Genomic DNA, 15189 nt, shown 5'->3' on the forward strand with positions numbered 1-15189 from the left:
GTCAGCCACGGTGTGCTCCTCGGAGTCGTTCGATCACCGAGAGGACGGCGTCGATGGTCTGGGGGAAATCGAGTGCGGTCGAGTCGACGACCTCCACGCCTTCCGCGGCGTTGAGGAAGTCGACGACCGCGCTGTCGGAGGCGTCGCGCTTGTGCAGGGCGTCCGCGACGGCGGCGGCGTTCTCGCCTGCGAGCTCGCCCGCGCGGCGGGCGGCACGCACTTCCGGTGCGGCGGTCAGCAGGATGCGGACGGGCGCATCGGGTGCCACGACGGTCGTGATGTCGCGGCCTTCGACCACCACGGCCGGGTACGGCGCCTCAGCGACCAGTGCCCGGAAGAGCTCGTTGACCTGGGTGCGCACCTCGGGCACCCGCGCCACGCCGCTCACGGCGCCGGACACGCGGGGCTCGCGGATCGCCTCCGTCACGTCCACGTCGCCGACACGTACCGTGCGGTCATCCGGGTCGAGCCCGAGGCGGACCGGGAAGTCGGCGGCCGCGGCGCGCACGGCCTCCGCGTCGTCGGTGTCCGCGCCGCGATCGAGCACGTGCCAGGCGAGAGCCCGGTAGGCCGACCCGGTGTCGAGGTAGCCGAAGCCCTCGCGACGCGCGATCGCCTTGGACACGCTCGACTTGCCGGACCCGGCGGGACCGTCGATGGCGATGAACTTCGTGGCGGAGACGGTGGAGGTGTCAGTCATTGGTGTTCCCTGCGATGCGCCAGCCGCGTTCCTGGAGCCCGGTGATCGCGCCGTGCAGCGCCGCGGGGTCGACACTGATCTCGGCGAGGCCGAACTGCGCGCCGGGAGAATGCTCCAGCCGCAGGTCCTCGACGTTGACGCCCAGCTCGCCGAGCTCGCCGAACAGGCGTCCCAGCTGACCGGCGGTGTCGTCGACCATGACGACCAGTGTCTCGAAGCGTCGGTTCTGTCCGTGCTTGCCGGGGAGGCGCTCGACACCGTCGTTGCCCTGGCGGATGGTCTCCGCGAGCACGCGTCGGGCTCCGGGGGCCGCGGGAGCGCGCAGCGCATCGGCGACCTCGCTCAGGTCCGTCGCGAGGGCGTCGAGGATCTCGACCACGGGACCGGCGTTGGCGCCGAGGATCTGCACCCACAGCTCCGGAGCGGATGCGGCGATGCGCGTCGTGTCCCGCACGCCCTGCCCTGCCAGGCGGAGCGCGCCCTCCTCGGCCCCGGCGAGACGCCCGGCGAGGAGACTCGCGATGACCTGCGGCACGTGCGAGGTGAGGGCGACGGAGCGGTCGTGCTCTTCGGGGGTCATCTCCAGCGGCATCGCGCCGACATCGAGGGCCAGCGCCTCGACCAGCGCGAGGTCCCGCGCGGTGGTGTCCTCGTCGCGGCACACGACCCACGGCCGTCCGATGAACAGGTCGGCTCGCGCCGAGATCGCCCCGCCGCGCTCCCGGCCGGCGAGCGGGTGGGAGCCGATGTAGCGGGCGAGGTTCACACCGCGGTCACGGAGCGTGCGGAACGGCTCCAGCTTCACGCTCGCGACATCCGTCACGACGGCGTCGGGGTAGCGCTCGAGCTCTGCCTGGATCACGTCGGCGGTCACATCCGGCGGCACGGCCACGACGACGAGCACCGGGGCGTCGTCATCCTGCGGAAGGCGTCCGGCGCCGTAGTCGACGGCGAGGCGCAGCTGCGCGGGGGACGCATCCGTGAGGACCACGTCGATGCCCTTCGCGCGGAGCGCGTGGCCGACGCTGGCACCGAGCAGCCCGGCGCCGACGATGCGCACGGTGCCGGACAGGCGCGGCGCGACGGCACCGGCCTTCCGCGCCGCGGGCGCACTCGTCGTCTGGGTCATTCGCTCTCCTGCTCGCCTGGCGCCTCGGCGACACCGGATTCCCGGCGCGCGAGGGTCAACAGCGCGCCGAGTTCGATTTTACTCAGTTCCCGCGTCCGGCCCGCCGGGAGGGTTCCCAGGTGCAGCGGACCAAACTGCCGCCGCACCAGTTCGGTGACCGGATGACCGACCGCGGCCATCATGCGACGCACGATCCGGTTGCGTCCCGAGTGCAGCGTGAGCTCGACGAGGCTCGAGCCCGCCGATGTGTCCAGCAGGCGGGCCCTGTCGGCGGCGATGGGGCCGTCCTCCAGCTCGATGCCCTTCGTGAGCTTCGAGATGGTCTGCGCCGTCACCGTCCCTTCCACCTTCGCGATGTAGACCTTGGTGACGCCGAAGGACGGGTGCGCGAGGACGTGCGCGAGCTCGCCGTCGTTGGTGAGCAGCAGCAGGCCGCTGGTCTCGGCGTCCAGGCGCCCGACGTTGTAGAGCCGCTCCTCGTAGTCCTTCGTGAAGCGCCGGAGATCCGGACGGCCGCTCTCGTCGCGCATGCTGCTGACCACGCCCGTCGGCTTGTTCAGCATCACGTAGCGCTTGGACACGTCGAGCTGCACCGCGGTGCCGTCGACGTCGACGAGGTCGCGCTCCGGGTCGATGCGGCGGCCGAGCTCGGTGACCACCTGGCCGTTCACGCGGATACGCCCCTCGACGATGTACTGCTCGACGACCCGACGGGACGCGACGCCGGCGGCTGCCAGCACCTTCTGCAGTCGGACGCCCTCGGGGGCTGCGGAATCGTGGGCGTCGGTGGTCATCGGACCGTCCCTTCGTCGAAGCCGTCGGCGCCGTCATCGAGGAGCGGCGAGATCGGCGGAAGCTCATCCAGAGAGTTGATGCCGAGATGCTGGAGGAGCGCATCGGTCGTGCCGTAGTTGATCGCCCCGGTCTCGGAGTCGGCGAAGAGCTCGGTGATCAGGCCTCGTGCGAGGAGCGTGCGGACCACGGAGTCGACGTTGACCGCGCGGATCGAGGCGACCTGGCTGCGGGTGACGGGCTGCTTGTAGGCGATCACCGCGAGCGTCTCCAACGCGGCCTGCGAGAGCCGGGCCGGAGCCTGGCCGCCGACGAACTCCGCCACGACCGGATCCAGGTCTTCGCGGACGTAGAGCCGCCATCCGCCGCCGACCTCCCGCAGCTCGAAGCCGCGCCGCGGACCCGCGCCCCGGCCGTCGTAGTCCTCGACCAGCGACTCGACCGTCTGCCGGACGGCGGGCACCGGCGCGCCGACCGCCGCGGCGAGAGCCACCAGGCCGATCGGCTCGTCGACGATGAAGAGGATCGCCTCCACGCGCTCGCTGAGGGGCAACTCGGCACCCGTCACGGCGTCGGGCTCCTCGCGGAGCCCGGTTTCCGTCTCGGTCATGTCATCGGTCATAGTCGGCCCCCAGGGTCGCGAGTGTCTCGTCCGACCAGGAGTCGGCGGCCCAGCGGAGCGTGAGCTCCCCGAGCGGTTCCAGTTGTTCGAAGGAGAGCGCCGCGTGCCGGTACAGCTCCAGCACCGAGATGAAGCGGGCCACGACGATGCCCGGCTCGGTGACGCCGGCGACGAGCTCGCGGAAGCTCAGCGACTCGGTGCCGCGCAGCAGCGTGACGACGATCGCGGCCTGCTCCCGAATGCTGACCAGGGGCGCGTGCAGGTGGTCGAGCCCGACGTGCGGGATCTCCTTCGGTGCGAAGGCCAGCAGTGCCAGAGCCGCGAAGTCGTCGGTCGTGAGCGACCAGACGAGCTCGGGTGTCTGCTTCCGGTGCTTCTCCTCCAGCGGCACCGCGCGCACGTGGCGGCGGTCCTCCCGCTGCAGGCACCGTGCGAACCACGCGGAGACCTCCTTGAACGCGCGGTACTGCAGCAGACGGGCGAAGAGCAGGTCGCGCGCTTCGAGCAGGGCCACGGCCTCGGCGTCGACGAGCTCGCCCTGCGGCAGCAGACCCGCCACCTTCATGTCGAGCAGGGTCGCGGCGACGACGAGGAACTCCGACGCCTGGTCCAGCTCCTCCTCGTCCTCGAGGTCGGCCAGGTACGCGATGAACTCGTTGGTGACGGCGCTCAACGACACCTCGGTGATGTCCATCTCGTGCTTGGAGATGAGGGTCAGCAGGAGGTCGAAGGGGCCGTCGAAGTTCGACAGCGAGACCCGGAAACCGGTGTCGTCGGCGGCGGCGGACGATGACTCCGCGGCGTCGACGGCGTCGGCGAGTGCCGGGACCTCAGCGGTTCCGAGCTCGTCAGGCGACGGCGCCACGGGCGACCAGCTCCCTGGCCAGCCGCAGGTATGCCTGTGCGGCCGCGTGCTCCGGAGCGAACTCGGTGATCGGGACCCCCGAGACCGACGCATCCGGGAACTTCACGGTGCGGCCGATCACGGTCTCCAGCACGTCGTCGCCGAACGCCTCCACGACGCGTTCGAGCACCTCGCGCGAGTGCAGCGTGCGCGGGTCGTACATGGTCGCCAGCAGCCCGTCCATCTCGATGGAGGGGTTCAGGCGATCGCGCACCTTGTCGATGGTCTCGATGAGGAGCGCGACACCGCGCAGCGCGAAGAACTCGCACTCGAGAGGGATGATGACGCCGTGCGCCGCCGTCAGCGCGTTCACGGTCAGCAGGCCCAGCGACGGCTGGCAGTCGATGAGGATGACGTCGTACTCCCCCGCCACCTGCCGGAGCACGCGGGCGAGGATCGTCTCGCGGGCGACCTCGTTGACGAGGTGCACCTCCGCGGCCGAGAGGTCGATGTTCGCGGGGAGGACGTCGAGACCGGGCACGTTCGAGTGCACGATCGCGTCGTGGGCGTCGCGCTTCGTGTCGAGCAGGAGGTCGTAGACCGTCGGCACGTCGTGCGTTTGGATGCCGAGGCCCGCGGACAGGGCGCCCTGCGGGTCGAAGTCCACCGCGAGCACCTTGCGGCCGTACTCCGCGAGAGCGGCGGCGAGGTTGATGGACGTCGTCGTCTTGCCGACGCCGCCCTTCTGGTTGCAGAGGGCGATGATGCGCGCGGGGCCGTGCGACTTCAGCGGCGCCGGGATCGGGAAGCCCTGATACGGACGGCCGGTGGGTCCCATGGGAGTGTCGTCGGCCTTCTGTGCCTTCGCCCTGGACTTCGCCGCTTTCTCAGCCACCGGTTCTCCTGCTCCTTCGTGCTTGCTCGATTGTAGCGGCCATGCGTTCCCCGGCCGTCCCGGCGCGCGGCGGGCCGCCTCGGGAGGAGGCGCGGATCCGCGCGGGATCAGCGCGCCCGGGGGTGCGAGGTCGCGTAGATGTCGCGGAGGGCGTCCACCGACACGTGGGTGTAGATCTGCGTCGTCGCGACCGAGGAATGCCCCAGCAGCTCCTGCACCACGCGCACGTCGGCGCCGCCCTGCAGGAGGTGGGTCGCGAAGGAATGCCGCAGCGTGTGCGGGGAGACCTCGGCGGTGAGCTGCGCGCGCTCCGCGGCGGAACGGATCACCAGCCAGGCGCTCTGCCGCGAGAGCGGAGCGCCCCGCGCGCCGAGGAAGAGCCGGGCCGACGCACGTCCCTTCGCCGCGAGGCCCGGGCGGACTCGGGTGAGATACGCGTCGACCGCGGCGCGGGCATACGACCCCACGGGGACGATGCGCTCCTTCGAGCCCTTTCCCCGCAGGCGCAGCACCTCGCCGTGCGCCATGTCGTCGACGTCCAGACCGACAGCCTCCGACACCCGGGCACCCGTCGCGTAGAGGAGCTCCAGGAGCGCCCTGTCGCGGATGCCGAGCGGCTCCTCGGCCGACGGCGCGGCGAGCAGCCGCTCCACCTGGTCGATCGTGAGGGCTTTCGGGAGCCGGCGCGGGGTCTTCGGCGGGCGGAGGCGCCCAGTCGGATCGTCCGCCTCGATGCCCTCCCGGGCGAGGAACCGGTGCCAGCCGCGCACCGAGGACTGCAGGCGCGCCAGGCTCGTCGCCGCGGGCGGCGGCTCCGCCGAGGCACGGTCGGCGACGAAACGGTCGACCACCATGGACGTGATGTCCGCGGTGTCGTCGATCCCCTCCGCCGTGAGCCAGTCCCGGTAGCCCACGAGGTCCCGCCGGTAGGCGCCGACCGTGTGCGCGCTGAGGCCGCGTTCGATCGTCACGTGACGCAGATACGCGTCGAGGGCGCGATCGAGCAGCATCCTCAGCCTCGGTCGCGCAGCCTCTGCGCCGCGGCCAGCACGCCGATGGAGAGGATGCCGTTGCGCAGGCGTCCTGCCATCACTCCCGCGACGGCGTCTTCCAGCGGCACCCAGGCGAGCCGGATGTCCGCCTCCTCGTCCTCCCGGTCGTGCGCGGTCTCCGCGGCCGAGAGCCCGGTCGCGAGGAACACCCGGATGAGCTCGTCGTTGCCGCCGGGCGTCGTCCACGAGGACACCAGCGGCTCCCAGTGGGCGGCCACGAGGTCGGCCTCCTCCGCGAGCTCGCGACGGGCGGCCGCCATCGGCTCCTCGCCCTCGATGTCGAGGAGGCCCGCCGGCAGCTCCCAGTCGCGGTGGCGGATCGGGTGACGGTACTGCTGGATGAGCAGCACCCGCCCCTCGTCGTCCAGAGCGAGGATCGCGACGGCGCCGGGATGGGCGACGTACTGCCGCACGATCTCGCCCTCGCCGTAGCGGACACGATCGGAGCGGACGTCCCAGACGCGCCCTTCGTAGACGAGGTCGCTGCTCAGGACCTCCGGCTCGAAGGGCTCGTCGCGCAGCGACTCGTCCACAGGACCCGTCCCCGACTCACTCATCGACGGGCACGTCGAACAGCTCGCTCGCGCGGTGCCGGGCGATGGCCGCGCCGACGAGACCGCGGAACAGCGGGTGCGGGTCGGTCGGACGCGAACGCAGCTCCGGGTGCGCCTGGGTGGCGATGTAGTACGGGTGCACGTCGCGCGGCAGCTCGACGTACTCGACGAGATCCAGCTCCGGGTTGAGGCCCGAGAACACCAGACCGGCCTCCGACAGGCGATCGCGGTAGGCGTTGTTCACCTCGTAGCGGTGACGGTGACGCTCGGACACCTCGGCGGCGCCGTAGACCTCGCGCGCCAGCGAGCCCTCGGCGAGAGCGGCCTGGTAGAGACCGAGCCGCATGGTGCCGCCCAGGTCGCCGCCGTCGAGGATCTCGATCTGCTCGGCCATGGTCGCGATGACGGGCTCCGCGGTGTCCGGATCGAACTCGCTGGACGAGGCTCCGGCGATACCGGCCACGTCGCGGGCGTACTCGATGACCATGCACTGCAGGCCGAGACACAGGCCGAGGGTCGGGATCCCCTGCTCCCGGGCGAACTTCAGCGCGCCCAGCTTGCCCTCGATGCCGCGGATGCCGAAGCCGCCGGGCACGCAGATGCCGTCGAGCTCGGCCAGCTGCTCCTGCGCGCCCTCGGGCGTCTCGCAGAGGTCGGATGGGATCCAGCGGATGTTGACCTTGGTCTCCTGCGCGAAGCCGCCGGCCTTGAGGGCTTCGGTCACGGACAGGTAGGCGTCCGGCAGGTCGATGTACTTGCCGACCAGACCAATCGTGACCTCGTGCTTGGGGTTGTGCACCGCGTGCAGCACCTTGTTCCAGCGCGTCCAGTCGACGTCGTCGGCCTTCTGGTCGAGACCGAGGCGGCGCACGATGTAGGAGTCCAGGCCCTGCTCGTTGAGGGTGGAGGGGATGTCGTAGATGCTCGGCAGGTCGACGGTGTTGATGACACCCTCGACATCGACGTCGCACATGAGGGCGATCTTGTTGCGGTTGCTCGCGCTCACCGGGCGGTCGCTGCGGAGCACGAGCGCATCCGGCTGGATGCCGACCTGACGGAGCGCGGCGACCGAGTGCTGGGTCGGCTTGGTCTTCTGCTCGCCGGACGCCCCCATGAATGGCACGAGCGAGACGTGCACGAAGAACACGCTGTCGCGACCGAGCTCGTGACGCAGCTGGCGGGCCGCCTCGAGGAAGGGCTGCGACTCGATGTCGCCGACCGTGCCGCCGACCTCGGTGATGATCACGTCGGGACGCGGGTCCTCTGTGGCCTGCAGCCGCATGCGGCGCTTGATCTCGTCGGTGATGTGCGGGATGACCTGCACGGTGTCGCCGAGGTACTCGCCGCGGCGCTCCCGCGCGATCACCTGCGAGTAGATCTGACCGGTCGTGACGTTGGCCGCCTCGGACAGGTTGATGTCGAGGAAGCGCTCGTAGTGGCCGATGTCGAGGTCGGTCTCCGCACCGTCGTCGGTCACGAAGACCTCGCCGTGCTGGAACGGGTTCATGGTGCCCGGATCGACGTTCAGATACGGGTCGAGCTTCTGCATGACCACGCGGAGTCCGCGGGCGGTCAGGAGGTTGCCCAGGCTGGCCGCGGTGAGCCCCTTGCCCAAAGACGAAACGACACCACCAGTCACGAAGATGTGCTTGGTCGTGTCGTTCTTGGGCCCCGCAGAAGAAGAGTTCATCACGGGCTTCTATCCTAACAGTTCGTTCAGACGCCGAGGCTGAGAAGCTCACGAGCGTGGGTGAGTGCGGCATCGGAATCCGCGAGTCCGGAGAGCAGACGGGCCATCTCGGCCTCGCGCTCCTCCCCGTCGAGCCGCCGCACGCTGGAGGCGGTGACGGCGCCGTCGTTCGATTTCACGACGGTCAGGTGGTTGTTCGCGAAGGCGGCGACCTGCGCGAGATGGGTGACGGCGATCACCTGCGACTTCTCGGCGAGTCGGGCGAGTCGCCGACCGACCTCGATGGCCGCGGCACCGCCGATGCCGGCGTCGACCTCGTCGAACACGAAGGTGGGAACGGGGTCGGTCGCCGCGATGACGACCTCGATCGCGAGCATCACGCGCGACAGCTCGCCGCCGGACGCACCCTTGGCGACGGAGCGGGGTTCGGCGCCGGGGTGCGGCGCGAGCAGGATGGCGACGTCATCGCGCCCGTGGGTGCTCTCGGCGCCAGGTGCCACGGATACCTCGAGCCGTGCGTCCGGCATCGCCAGCGCGTGGAGCTCGGCGGTCACGGCCTCGCCGAGCCGGACGGCGGCCTCGCTCCGGGCGGCGGTGAGGGCGTCGGCGCGGGCGTCGAGCTCCGCCCTGGCCGCGTCGCGCTCGGCGGTGAGGCGTTCCAGACGCTCCCCGTCGTCGTCGAGCTCGGCCAGCCGTGCGGAACCGGTCTGCCACAGTGCCAGCGCCTCCGCCAGCGAACCGTGCTGACGGATGAGGACACCGAGCGCGGCCCGGCGTTCCTCGACGGCTGCCAGCTCGTGCGGGCCGGACTCGTCGAGGTCGGCGAGGAAGCCGGAGAGCACGCCGGCGGCGTCGGCGATCCGGTAGCCGATGTCGGCCAGGGTCTCGGCGACCTCGGCGAGCTTCGGGTCCGACACACGCTCGATCGCCCGGCGTGCCTCCGCGACCAGCGCCGACGCATCGGGCTCGCCCTCCTCGTTCGAGAGGGAGCCGTGGGCCAGGGCGGCCGCGAGCCGCAGCTCCTCCGCGTTCGCGAGGCGTTCGGCGCGGGCCGTCAGCTCCTCATCCTCACCCTCTTCGGGAGCGGTGGCCTCGATCAGGGCCAGGTCCTCCCGCAGCCGGGCGGCCTCCTCGGCGCGCCGGTCGCGGTTCGCGGTGATGTCGACGATCTCGGCGTCGAGCGTGCGCCAGTGCTCGAACGCGGCCTGATACTCCTCCAGCGCCCGGGCGATGGCCTCGCCGCCGAAGCGATCGAGGGCGTCGCGCTGCGCGGCCGCCGATCGCAGCCGCAGCTGCTCGGACTGTCCGTGCACCACGATGAGCTCGTCGGCGAGCGAGGACAGCACACCCGCCGGTGCGGCGCGGCCGCCGACGCTCGCACGACTGCGGCCTTCGGCGCTGAGGGTGCGCGAGACGTACAGCTCAGCGGTCCCGGCGCCTGCCGGCTCCAGCTCTCCCCCGGCCTCGGCGACGATGTCGGCGACCTCACCGGTCTCCGGCACGATCCACACACCGGCCACCGACGCCTGCGCCGCGCCCTTGCGCACGGCGCCGGAGTCGGCGCGCTGTCCGAGAAGCAGGCCGAGACCGGTGACCACCATGGTCTTGCCCGCTCCGGTCTCGCCGGTGATGGCCGTGAAGCCGGGCCCGAGCGGCAGGACGGCATCGGCGATCACGCCGAGCCCCTGCATGCGCATCTCCTCGATCATGCCTCGCTCCTCCGTTCCTGTCCGCGCCATCCCTCGACGGGCAGCTGGAACTTGCGGACGAGACGATTCGTGAACGCGGTGGGGTGCAGTCGCGCGAGGCGGACCGGGCGCGATGAACGACGGACGACGACGCGGGCACCCGGCGGAAGGTCGTGGGAACGACGGCCGTCGCACCAGAGGATGCCGGAGCCGTCCGTCCGCTCCAGCATCTCGATCGCCACGGCCGCGTCGGGGCTCACCACGAGCGGCTTGGCGAAGAGGGCATGGGCCGACAGCGGGACGACGGCGATGGCCTCGACCGTCGGCCAGATGACCGGGCCGCCGGCGGAGAAGTTGTAGGCGGTCGAGCCGGTCGGGGTGGAGACGACCATGCCGTCGCAGCCGAAGCTCGACAGCGGCCGCCCGTCGATCTCGAGCACCACCTCGATCATGCGCTCCCGGCTCGCCTTCTCGACGGTCGCCTCGTTCAGAGCCCAGGTCTCGAAGACGACGTCGCCCGAGGCGTCCTTCACCCGCACCGACAGCGCCAGGCGCTCCTCGACCTCGTAGTCGCGGGCGATGACGCGGCGCATCGCGTCGTCCATGTCGTCCCGGTCGATCTCCGCGAGGAAGCCGACGTGGCCCATGTTGATGCCGAGCACCGGGGCGCCGCTGTCGCGGACGAGTTCCGCCGCACGGAGGATCGTGCCGTCGCCGCCGAGCACGATCGCGAGCTCGAGGGACGCCGGACCGGCGGAGGCATCCAGCACCTCGACGTCCGCGAAGAACGCATCGACCGCGGAGAGCTCCGCGTGGTCGTCGGCCGCCAGGACGGGGCGCACTCCCGCGCCGCGGAGGGCGTCGATCACCCGGCGGGCGGCCGCGACGGTGTCGACGCGACCCGCGTGGGCGACGACCAGGATCCTGCGCTCGTTCATCGTCCCCCTGCCAGCCGGTTGATGGTGTCCATCCATTCTGTCGGATTGCTGCCGCCGCCCGGCACGAGGTGGACGAGATACTCCGCATTGCCGTGGGTTCCGAGGATCGGGGAAGAGACGATCCCCGCCATCCCCATCCCCGCGTCCCACGCGCTCCACGCCACCCGGGCGACGGCATCGGCACGGGTGGCGGGGTCGGTGACGAGACCGCCGCGCACCGCCGTCCGGCCGACCTCGAACTGCGGTTTGACGAGCAGCAGGACATCGGAACCCGGCGCCGCGACGGCGACCACCGCGGGGAGCACGAGCTCGAGCGAGATGAAGGAGAGGTCGCCCACCACCAGGTCGGGCGAGGCGGACTCCCCCGTCGCCGCGGCGAGACTGTCACGGGTCATGTGCCGCACGTTGAAGCCCTCGACCGCGGTGACACCGGGGTCTGCCGCGATCGACGGGGCGAGCTGGCCGTGACCGACGTCCACAGCCAGCACGCGCCGCGCGCCGCGCTCCCGCAGCACCTGCGTGAAGCCGCCGGTCGAGGCTCCCATGTCGAGCACGAGGCGCCCCTGCACGGGAATGGTGAAGCCGTCGAGCCCGGCGATGAGCTTGTGCGCGCCGCGGCTGACGTAGTGGTCGGCGCCGGCCACCGTGATCGTGTTCTCCTCGCCGACCGCGGTCGAGGCTTTGACGACCGGGCGCCCGTCGACGCTCACGAGACCGTCGGCGATGAGGGTGGCGGCGTGCGTGCGCGAACGGGCGAGTCCTCGGGAGGCGAGGGCGGCGTCGAGTCGCGTCATCGTGGTCCCGGAGTCTCCCGCTGTTCCAGCCGGGATCCGCTCTCGAGCCGTCGAGAGAGTTCGTCGTGCAGGGCCGAGTACAAGTCCGCGCGTGCGGAGAGCGGCTGACCTTCGATCAGGCGCAGACGACTCCACAGGCCGTCCGTCGGCGCGCTGGTCGTCGTCTCGTCACTCACGCTTCCACTGTACGCGGCGCCGCCGACGGCCCACGGCGCCACGCGTGGCTCAGGGGCGGTGGAACGGGTCGGCGTACAGCCGTTCGGGAACCCGCAGCACGAACACCGGCGTACCGGACGCCCAGATGGCCGCGGCGCCGGCGCGGAGGAGGTCGAGCTGCTCGCCGGACTCGGCGACGATCTCGACGTCCGCTCCGTGGACGCGGACGGCGGCACCGTTCACGTCGAACACGCCGTCGGTCACGACGGGCTCGGGATACGGCTCATGCAGGCCGCGCAGATCACCGAGGATGTAGGTCGGGCGTGAACCTTCCGGCGCGGCGAGGACGTGCTTGGGACGGTCGATGCCGGTCAGCACGAGCGCGGACTCGATGCCGGCGCGGCTGGCGCCCATGATGTCGGTGTCCAGGCGGTCGCCGATGAACAGAGCCTTCGCGGCACCGAAGCGGGCGAGCGCCTCCTCGAAGATCGGGGTCTCCGGCTTGCCCGCCACCGTCGCCAGGCGACCGATCGCGGTGTGCACGGCGGAGACGAGGGTGCCGTTGCCGGGGGCGACGCCGCGCTCGCGCGGGATCGTCCAGTCCGTGTTCGTGGCGATCCAGGGGATGCCGCCCTCGTCCTCAGGGACTTTCAGCGCGAACGCCGCCTCGGCGAGGTCCGTCCAGGCCACCTCGGGCGCGAACCCCTGGACCACGGCCTGCGGAGCGTCCTCGGCGCTGCGCGTCACCGTGTACCCGGCCTTCTGCACCTCGTCGACGAGCCCGTCGCCGCCGACCACGAGGATGGTCGCCGGCGCGGGAACGATCCCGGACAGCAGACGCATCGCGGCCTGCGGGCTCGTGACGACGTCCTGCGGAGCGACGTCGAGCCCGAGACTGGTCAGATGCGCGGCCACGGAGGCGTCCGTGCGCGAAGCGTTGTTGGTGATGTAGCCGAGACGCACCGTGTGCGCCGCGGCGTTCAGGCTCTCGACCGCGTGCGGCAGAGCCCCCGGACCGGCGTAGACGACGCCGTCGAGATCGGCGAGGACGGTGTCCACGCCCTCGAGAGGCGTCCGTCCCGCTCGAGACCTCCGTGCCTTGGGTGTGAAGAGCCCCACTACGCCTCCGGCTTCTCGGATGCGGAGGGCGAGTCGTCCTCCGTCTCGTCGTCCTCGCCGAGCAGTTCGCGCACCTCGTCTTCGATGGACGGCTCGGCGGGCTCGGGGGTCTCGTTCGTGTCGGAGGAGGACGAGTCGTCTCCGGTCTCCGCGTCGGAAGCCTCTTCTTCCTCGGAGGCAGTGTCGTCGGCGGAGTGCTCCTCCTTGTCGGACACAACATCCTCGACGGAGACAGCGTGCTCGTCGGAGAACTCGTCCTCGACGAGACCGTCCTCGACGTAGAGCTCCTCGTCGCCGGCCTCATCCACACCGAGAGCCTCCGCGGCGACCTCGGCGCGGTGCGCCCAGAACTCCGCCTCGTCCGTGCGGCCGAGATCTTCCAGGACTGCGGCGCGCGCGGCGAAGAGCGCGGGGCTCCACTCGAACGCGCGGTCGGGGTCGAGCTCCGGGATCTCGAGCTCGCCGAGGGCCAGCTCCAGGTCACCCTGGTCCAGCCGGGCACCCGACATCGCGATCGCGAGAGCCACGCGCACGGGGGTGGTCAGAGCCGATCGGTCCACGGCGCGGCCGGTCTCGAGGGCGCGGTCGGGACGTCCGATGCCTCGCTCGCTGTCGACCATGAGGGCGATCTGGTCGTCCTTGCCGGAGATCCGGCGATAGGTGCGCAGTTCCCGCAGGGCCAGGGCGAAGTCACCCGTCGCGTAGGCGGTGATGCCCAGGGTCTCCCGGACGATCGCGATGCGCCCTGCACGACGCGACGCTGCGAGTGCGTGCTCGTGCGCCAGGGTCGGGTCCTCGTCGATCAGCCGAGAAGCCATCGCCAGATGCCGAGCGACGAACTCCGCGTTCTCCTTGCTGAGCGTCTTCAGCTCGTTGCGCGCGGAGGGGTGCAAGTCGCGCGCCGTGACATCCTCCGGGACGCGGGGCTCGTCGAACCGCGGACGCTCGCTCGCCGCGTTGGCAGGACGCTCCCGCCCCGCGCCGCCACGCTGCGGGAAGGACCGGGACCGGTCACTCCCCCGCTCCCGGTCGAATCCACCCTCGCGGCGCGGTGCGCTGTCACGGTTGTTGTAGCCGCCTTCGCGACGGGGCGCACCAGCGTCACGGTTGTATCCACCCTCACGACGCGGAGCGCTGTCGCGGTTGTAACCACCTTCACGACGCGGGGCACCACCATCGCGGTTGTACCCACCATCACGACGCGGGGCACCACCATCGCGGTTGTACCCACCATCACGACGCGGGGCACCACCGTCACGGTTGTACCCACCCTCACGACGCGGAGCGCTGTCGCGGTTGTAGTCGCCCTCGCGACGGGGCGCACCATCACGGTTGTTGTAACCGCCTTCGCGACGAGGGGCACCACCATCACGGTTGTAGCCGCCCTCGCGACGGGGCGCACCATCACGGTTGTTGTAACCGCCTTCGCGACGAGGGGCACCACCATCACGGTTGTAGCCACCTTCACGACGGGGCGCACCACCGTCACGGTTGTACCCGCCCTCTCGACGCGGGGCACCACCATCGCGGTTGTAACCGCCTTCACGACGCGGAGCGCTGTCGCGGTTGTAACCACCTTCACGACGCGGGGCACCACCATCACGGTTGTAACCACCTTCACGACGCGGAGCGCTGTCGCGGTTGTAACCACCTTCACGACGCGGAGCACCACCATCACGGTTGTAACCACCTTCACGACGCGGAGCGCTGTCGCGGTAACCACCTTCACGACGGGGCGCACCATCGCGGTTGTTGTAACCACCTTCGCGACGAGGGGCACCACCATCACGGTTGTAACCGCCTTCACGACGCGGAGCGCTGTCGCGGTTGTAACCGCCCTCACGACGAGGGGCACCGTCACGGTTGTTGTAACCACCCTCACGACGAGGGGCGCCGCCATCGCGGTTGTAGCCACCGTCCCGCCGAGGGCTTCGGTCGCCGGAGCCGGCACGAGAACCGCCGTCGCGGTATACGGGGCGACCTCCGGAAGGACGTTCGTTGCGCTGGTTCCCGTCGTTGCGACGTGGACGGCGCTCTTCCTCTTCCGGCATGGTGCTCCCTGTTCTCTGTTCTCTTCGCTCGTAAACGCAAAATGGCCACCCAACGATGGGTGGCCATTTCGACTAAAAGGAGTCCGGCGGTGTCCTACTCTCCCACAGGGTCCCCCCTGCAGTACCATCGGCGCTGTGAGGCTTAGCTTCCGGGTTCGGAATGTG

The 15189-nt window shown here is 70.9% G+C and carries 16 protein-coding genes and 1 rRNA gene; all 17 read right to left on the reverse strand.

The window, feature by feature from the left end:
* Position 1: 1 nt before the first annotated feature.
* Positions 2–700, reverse strand: coding sequence for a (d)CMP kinase (gene cmk / locus ACIGJI_RS16800; RefSeq protein WP_187661845.1), 699 nt, complete (start codon positions 698–700; stop codon positions 2–4).
* The gene (locus ACIGJI_RS16805; protein ID WP_363447471.1) at positions 693–1829 is read right to left on the reverse strand and encodes a prephenate dehydrogenase; all 1137 of its coding nucleotides are present in this window, start codon (positions 1827–1829) and stop codon (positions 693–695) included. Before ACIGJI_RS16805 ends, cmk begins: the two co-directional genes overlap by 8 nt.
* Complete coding sequence (locus tag ACIGJI_RS16810; RefSeq protein ID WP_187661847.1) at positions 1826–2623, reverse strand: pseudouridine synthase; 798 nt, start codon at positions 2621–2623, stop codon at positions 1826–1828. Before ACIGJI_RS16810 ends, ACIGJI_RS16805 begins: the two co-directional genes overlap by 4 nt.
* Entirely contained in the window at positions 2620–3243 is a 624-nt protein-coding gene (scpB, locus tag ACIGJI_RS16815; RefSeq protein WP_187661848.1) for an SMC-Scp complex subunit ScpB, read from the reverse strand. Before scpB ends, ACIGJI_RS16810 begins: the two co-directional genes overlap by 4 nt.
* On the reverse strand, positions 3233–4108 hold the full coding sequence (locus ACIGJI_RS16820; protein WP_259954746.1) for a ScpA family protein: 876 nt from the start codon (positions 4106–4108) through the stop codon (positions 3233–3235). Before ACIGJI_RS16820 ends, scpB begins: the two co-directional genes overlap by 11 nt.
* Complete coding sequence (locus tag ACIGJI_RS16825) at positions 4092–4925, reverse strand: ParA family protein (protein WP_164498181.1); 834 nt, start codon at positions 4923–4925, stop codon at positions 4092–4094. The genes ACIGJI_RS16820 and ACIGJI_RS16825 overlap by 17 nt, the downstream gene beginning before the upstream one ends.
* A gap of 164 nt (positions 4926–5089) precedes the next feature.
* On the reverse strand, positions 5090–5992 hold the full coding sequence (gene xerD, locus ACIGJI_RS16830) for a site-specific tyrosine recombinase XerD (RefSeq protein ID WP_268777288.1): 903 nt from the start codon (positions 5990–5992) through the stop codon (positions 5090–5092).
* A gap of 2 nt (positions 5993–5994) precedes the next feature.
* Positions 5995–6591, reverse strand: a complete 597-nt coding sequence (locus ACIGJI_RS16835; RefSeq protein WP_259954743.1) for an NUDIX hydrolase — start codon at positions 6589–6591, stop codon at positions 5995–5997.
* Positions 6584–8278, reverse strand: coding sequence for a CTP synthase (locus tag ACIGJI_RS16840; protein WP_187661851.1), 1695 nt, complete (start codon positions 8276–8278; stop codon positions 6584–6586). Before ACIGJI_RS16840 ends, ACIGJI_RS16835 begins: the two co-directional genes overlap by 8 nt.
* Positions 8279–8304: 26 nt before the next feature.
* A complete protein-coding gene (gene recN, locus ACIGJI_RS16845; RefSeq protein WP_187661852.1) occupies positions 8305–9987 on the reverse strand; it encodes a DNA repair protein RecN in 1683 nt (560 codons plus the stop codon).
* Positions 9984–10904, reverse strand: a complete 921-nt coding sequence (locus ACIGJI_RS16850; RefSeq protein ID WP_187661853.1) for an NAD kinase — start codon at positions 10902–10904, stop codon at positions 9984–9986. The genes recN and ACIGJI_RS16850 overlap by 4 nt, the downstream gene beginning before the upstream one ends.
* On the reverse strand, positions 10901–11698 hold the full coding sequence (locus ACIGJI_RS16855) for a TlyA family RNA methyltransferase (protein WP_187661854.1): 798 nt from the start codon (positions 11696–11698) through the stop codon (positions 10901–10903). The genes ACIGJI_RS16850 and ACIGJI_RS16855 overlap by 4 nt, the downstream gene beginning before the upstream one ends.
* Positions 11695–11874, reverse strand: a complete 180-nt coding sequence (locus ACIGJI_RS16860; protein ID WP_187661855.1) for a hypothetical protein — start codon at positions 11872–11874, stop codon at positions 11695–11697. Before ACIGJI_RS16860 ends, ACIGJI_RS16855 begins: the two co-directional genes overlap by 4 nt.
* A 49-nt stretch (positions 11875–11923) precedes the next feature.
* Positions 11924–12973 (reverse strand): HAD-IIA family hydrolase, encoded by a 1050-nt coding sequence (locus tag ACIGJI_RS16865; protein WP_396667039.1) that lies wholly within the window; start codon positions 12971–12973, stop codon positions 11924–11926.
* The gene (locus tag ACIGJI_RS16870; protein ID WP_363447478.1) at positions 12973–13866 is read right to left on the reverse strand and encodes a hypothetical protein; all 894 of its coding nucleotides are present in this window, start codon (positions 13864–13866) and stop codon (positions 12973–12975) included. Before ACIGJI_RS16870 ends, ACIGJI_RS16865 begins: the two co-directional genes overlap by 1 nt.
* The gene (locus ACIGJI_RS16875) at positions 13839–14924 is read right to left on the reverse strand and encodes a hypothetical protein (protein ID WP_363447480.1); all 1086 of its coding nucleotides are present in this window, start codon (positions 14922–14924) and stop codon (positions 13839–13841) included. Before ACIGJI_RS16875 ends, ACIGJI_RS16870 begins: the two co-directional genes overlap by 28 nt.
* Before the next feature lie 181 nt (positions 14925–15105).
* Positions 15106–15189: ribosomal RNA gene (gene rrf / locus ACIGJI_RS16880) — 5S ribosomal RNA — on the reverse strand; the annotation flags it as partial.

The sequence above is a fragment of the Microbacterium sp. NPDC064978 genome (assembly GCF_044543605.1).
Classification (GTDB): Bacteria; Actinomycetota; Actinomycetes; order Actinomycetales; family Microbacteriaceae; genus Microbacterium; species Microbacterium meiriae.

Coding starts and splice junctions, on each gene's coding strand:
- cmk (WP_187661845.1), bottom strand. CDS start 700: ATGACTGACACCTCCACCGTCTCCGCCACGAAGTTCATCGCCATCGAC.
- ACIGJI_RS16805 (WP_363447471.1), bottom strand. CDS start 1,829: ATGACCCAGACGACGAGTGCGCCCGCGGCGCGGAAGGCCGGTGCCGTC.
- ACIGJI_RS16810 (WP_187661847.1), bottom strand. CDS start 2,623: ATGACCACCGACGCCCACGATTCCGCAGCCCCCGAGGGCGTCCGACTG.
- scpB (WP_187661848.1), bottom strand. CDS start 3,243: ATGACCGATGACATGACCGAGACGGAAACCGGGCTCCGCGAGGAGCCC.
- ACIGJI_RS16825 (WP_164498181.1), bottom strand. CDS start 4,925: ATGGGACCCACCGGCCGTCCGTATCAGGGCTTCCCGATCCCGGCGCCG.
- xerD (WP_268777288.1), bottom strand. CDS start 5,992: ATGCTGCTCGATCGCGCCCTCGACGCGTATCTGCGTCACGTGACGATC.
- ACIGJI_RS16835 (WP_259954743.1), bottom strand. CDS start 6,591: ATGAGTGAGTCGGGGACGGGTCCTGTGGACGAGTCGCTGCGCGACGAG.
- ACIGJI_RS16840 (WP_187661851.1), bottom strand. CDS start 8,278: ATGAACTCTTCTTCTGCGGGGCCCAAGAACGACACGACCAAGCACATC.
- recN (WP_187661852.1), bottom strand. CDS start 9,987: ATGATCGAGGAGATGCGCATGCAGGGGCTCGGCGTGATCGCCGATGCC.
- ACIGJI_RS16850 (WP_187661853.1), bottom strand. CDS start 10,904: ATGAACGAGCGCAGGATCCTGGTCGTCGCCCACGCGGGTCGCGTCGAC.
- ACIGJI_RS16855 (WP_187661854.1), bottom strand. CDS start 11,698: ATGACGCGACTCGACGCCGCCCTCGCCTCCCGAGGACTCGCCCGTTCG.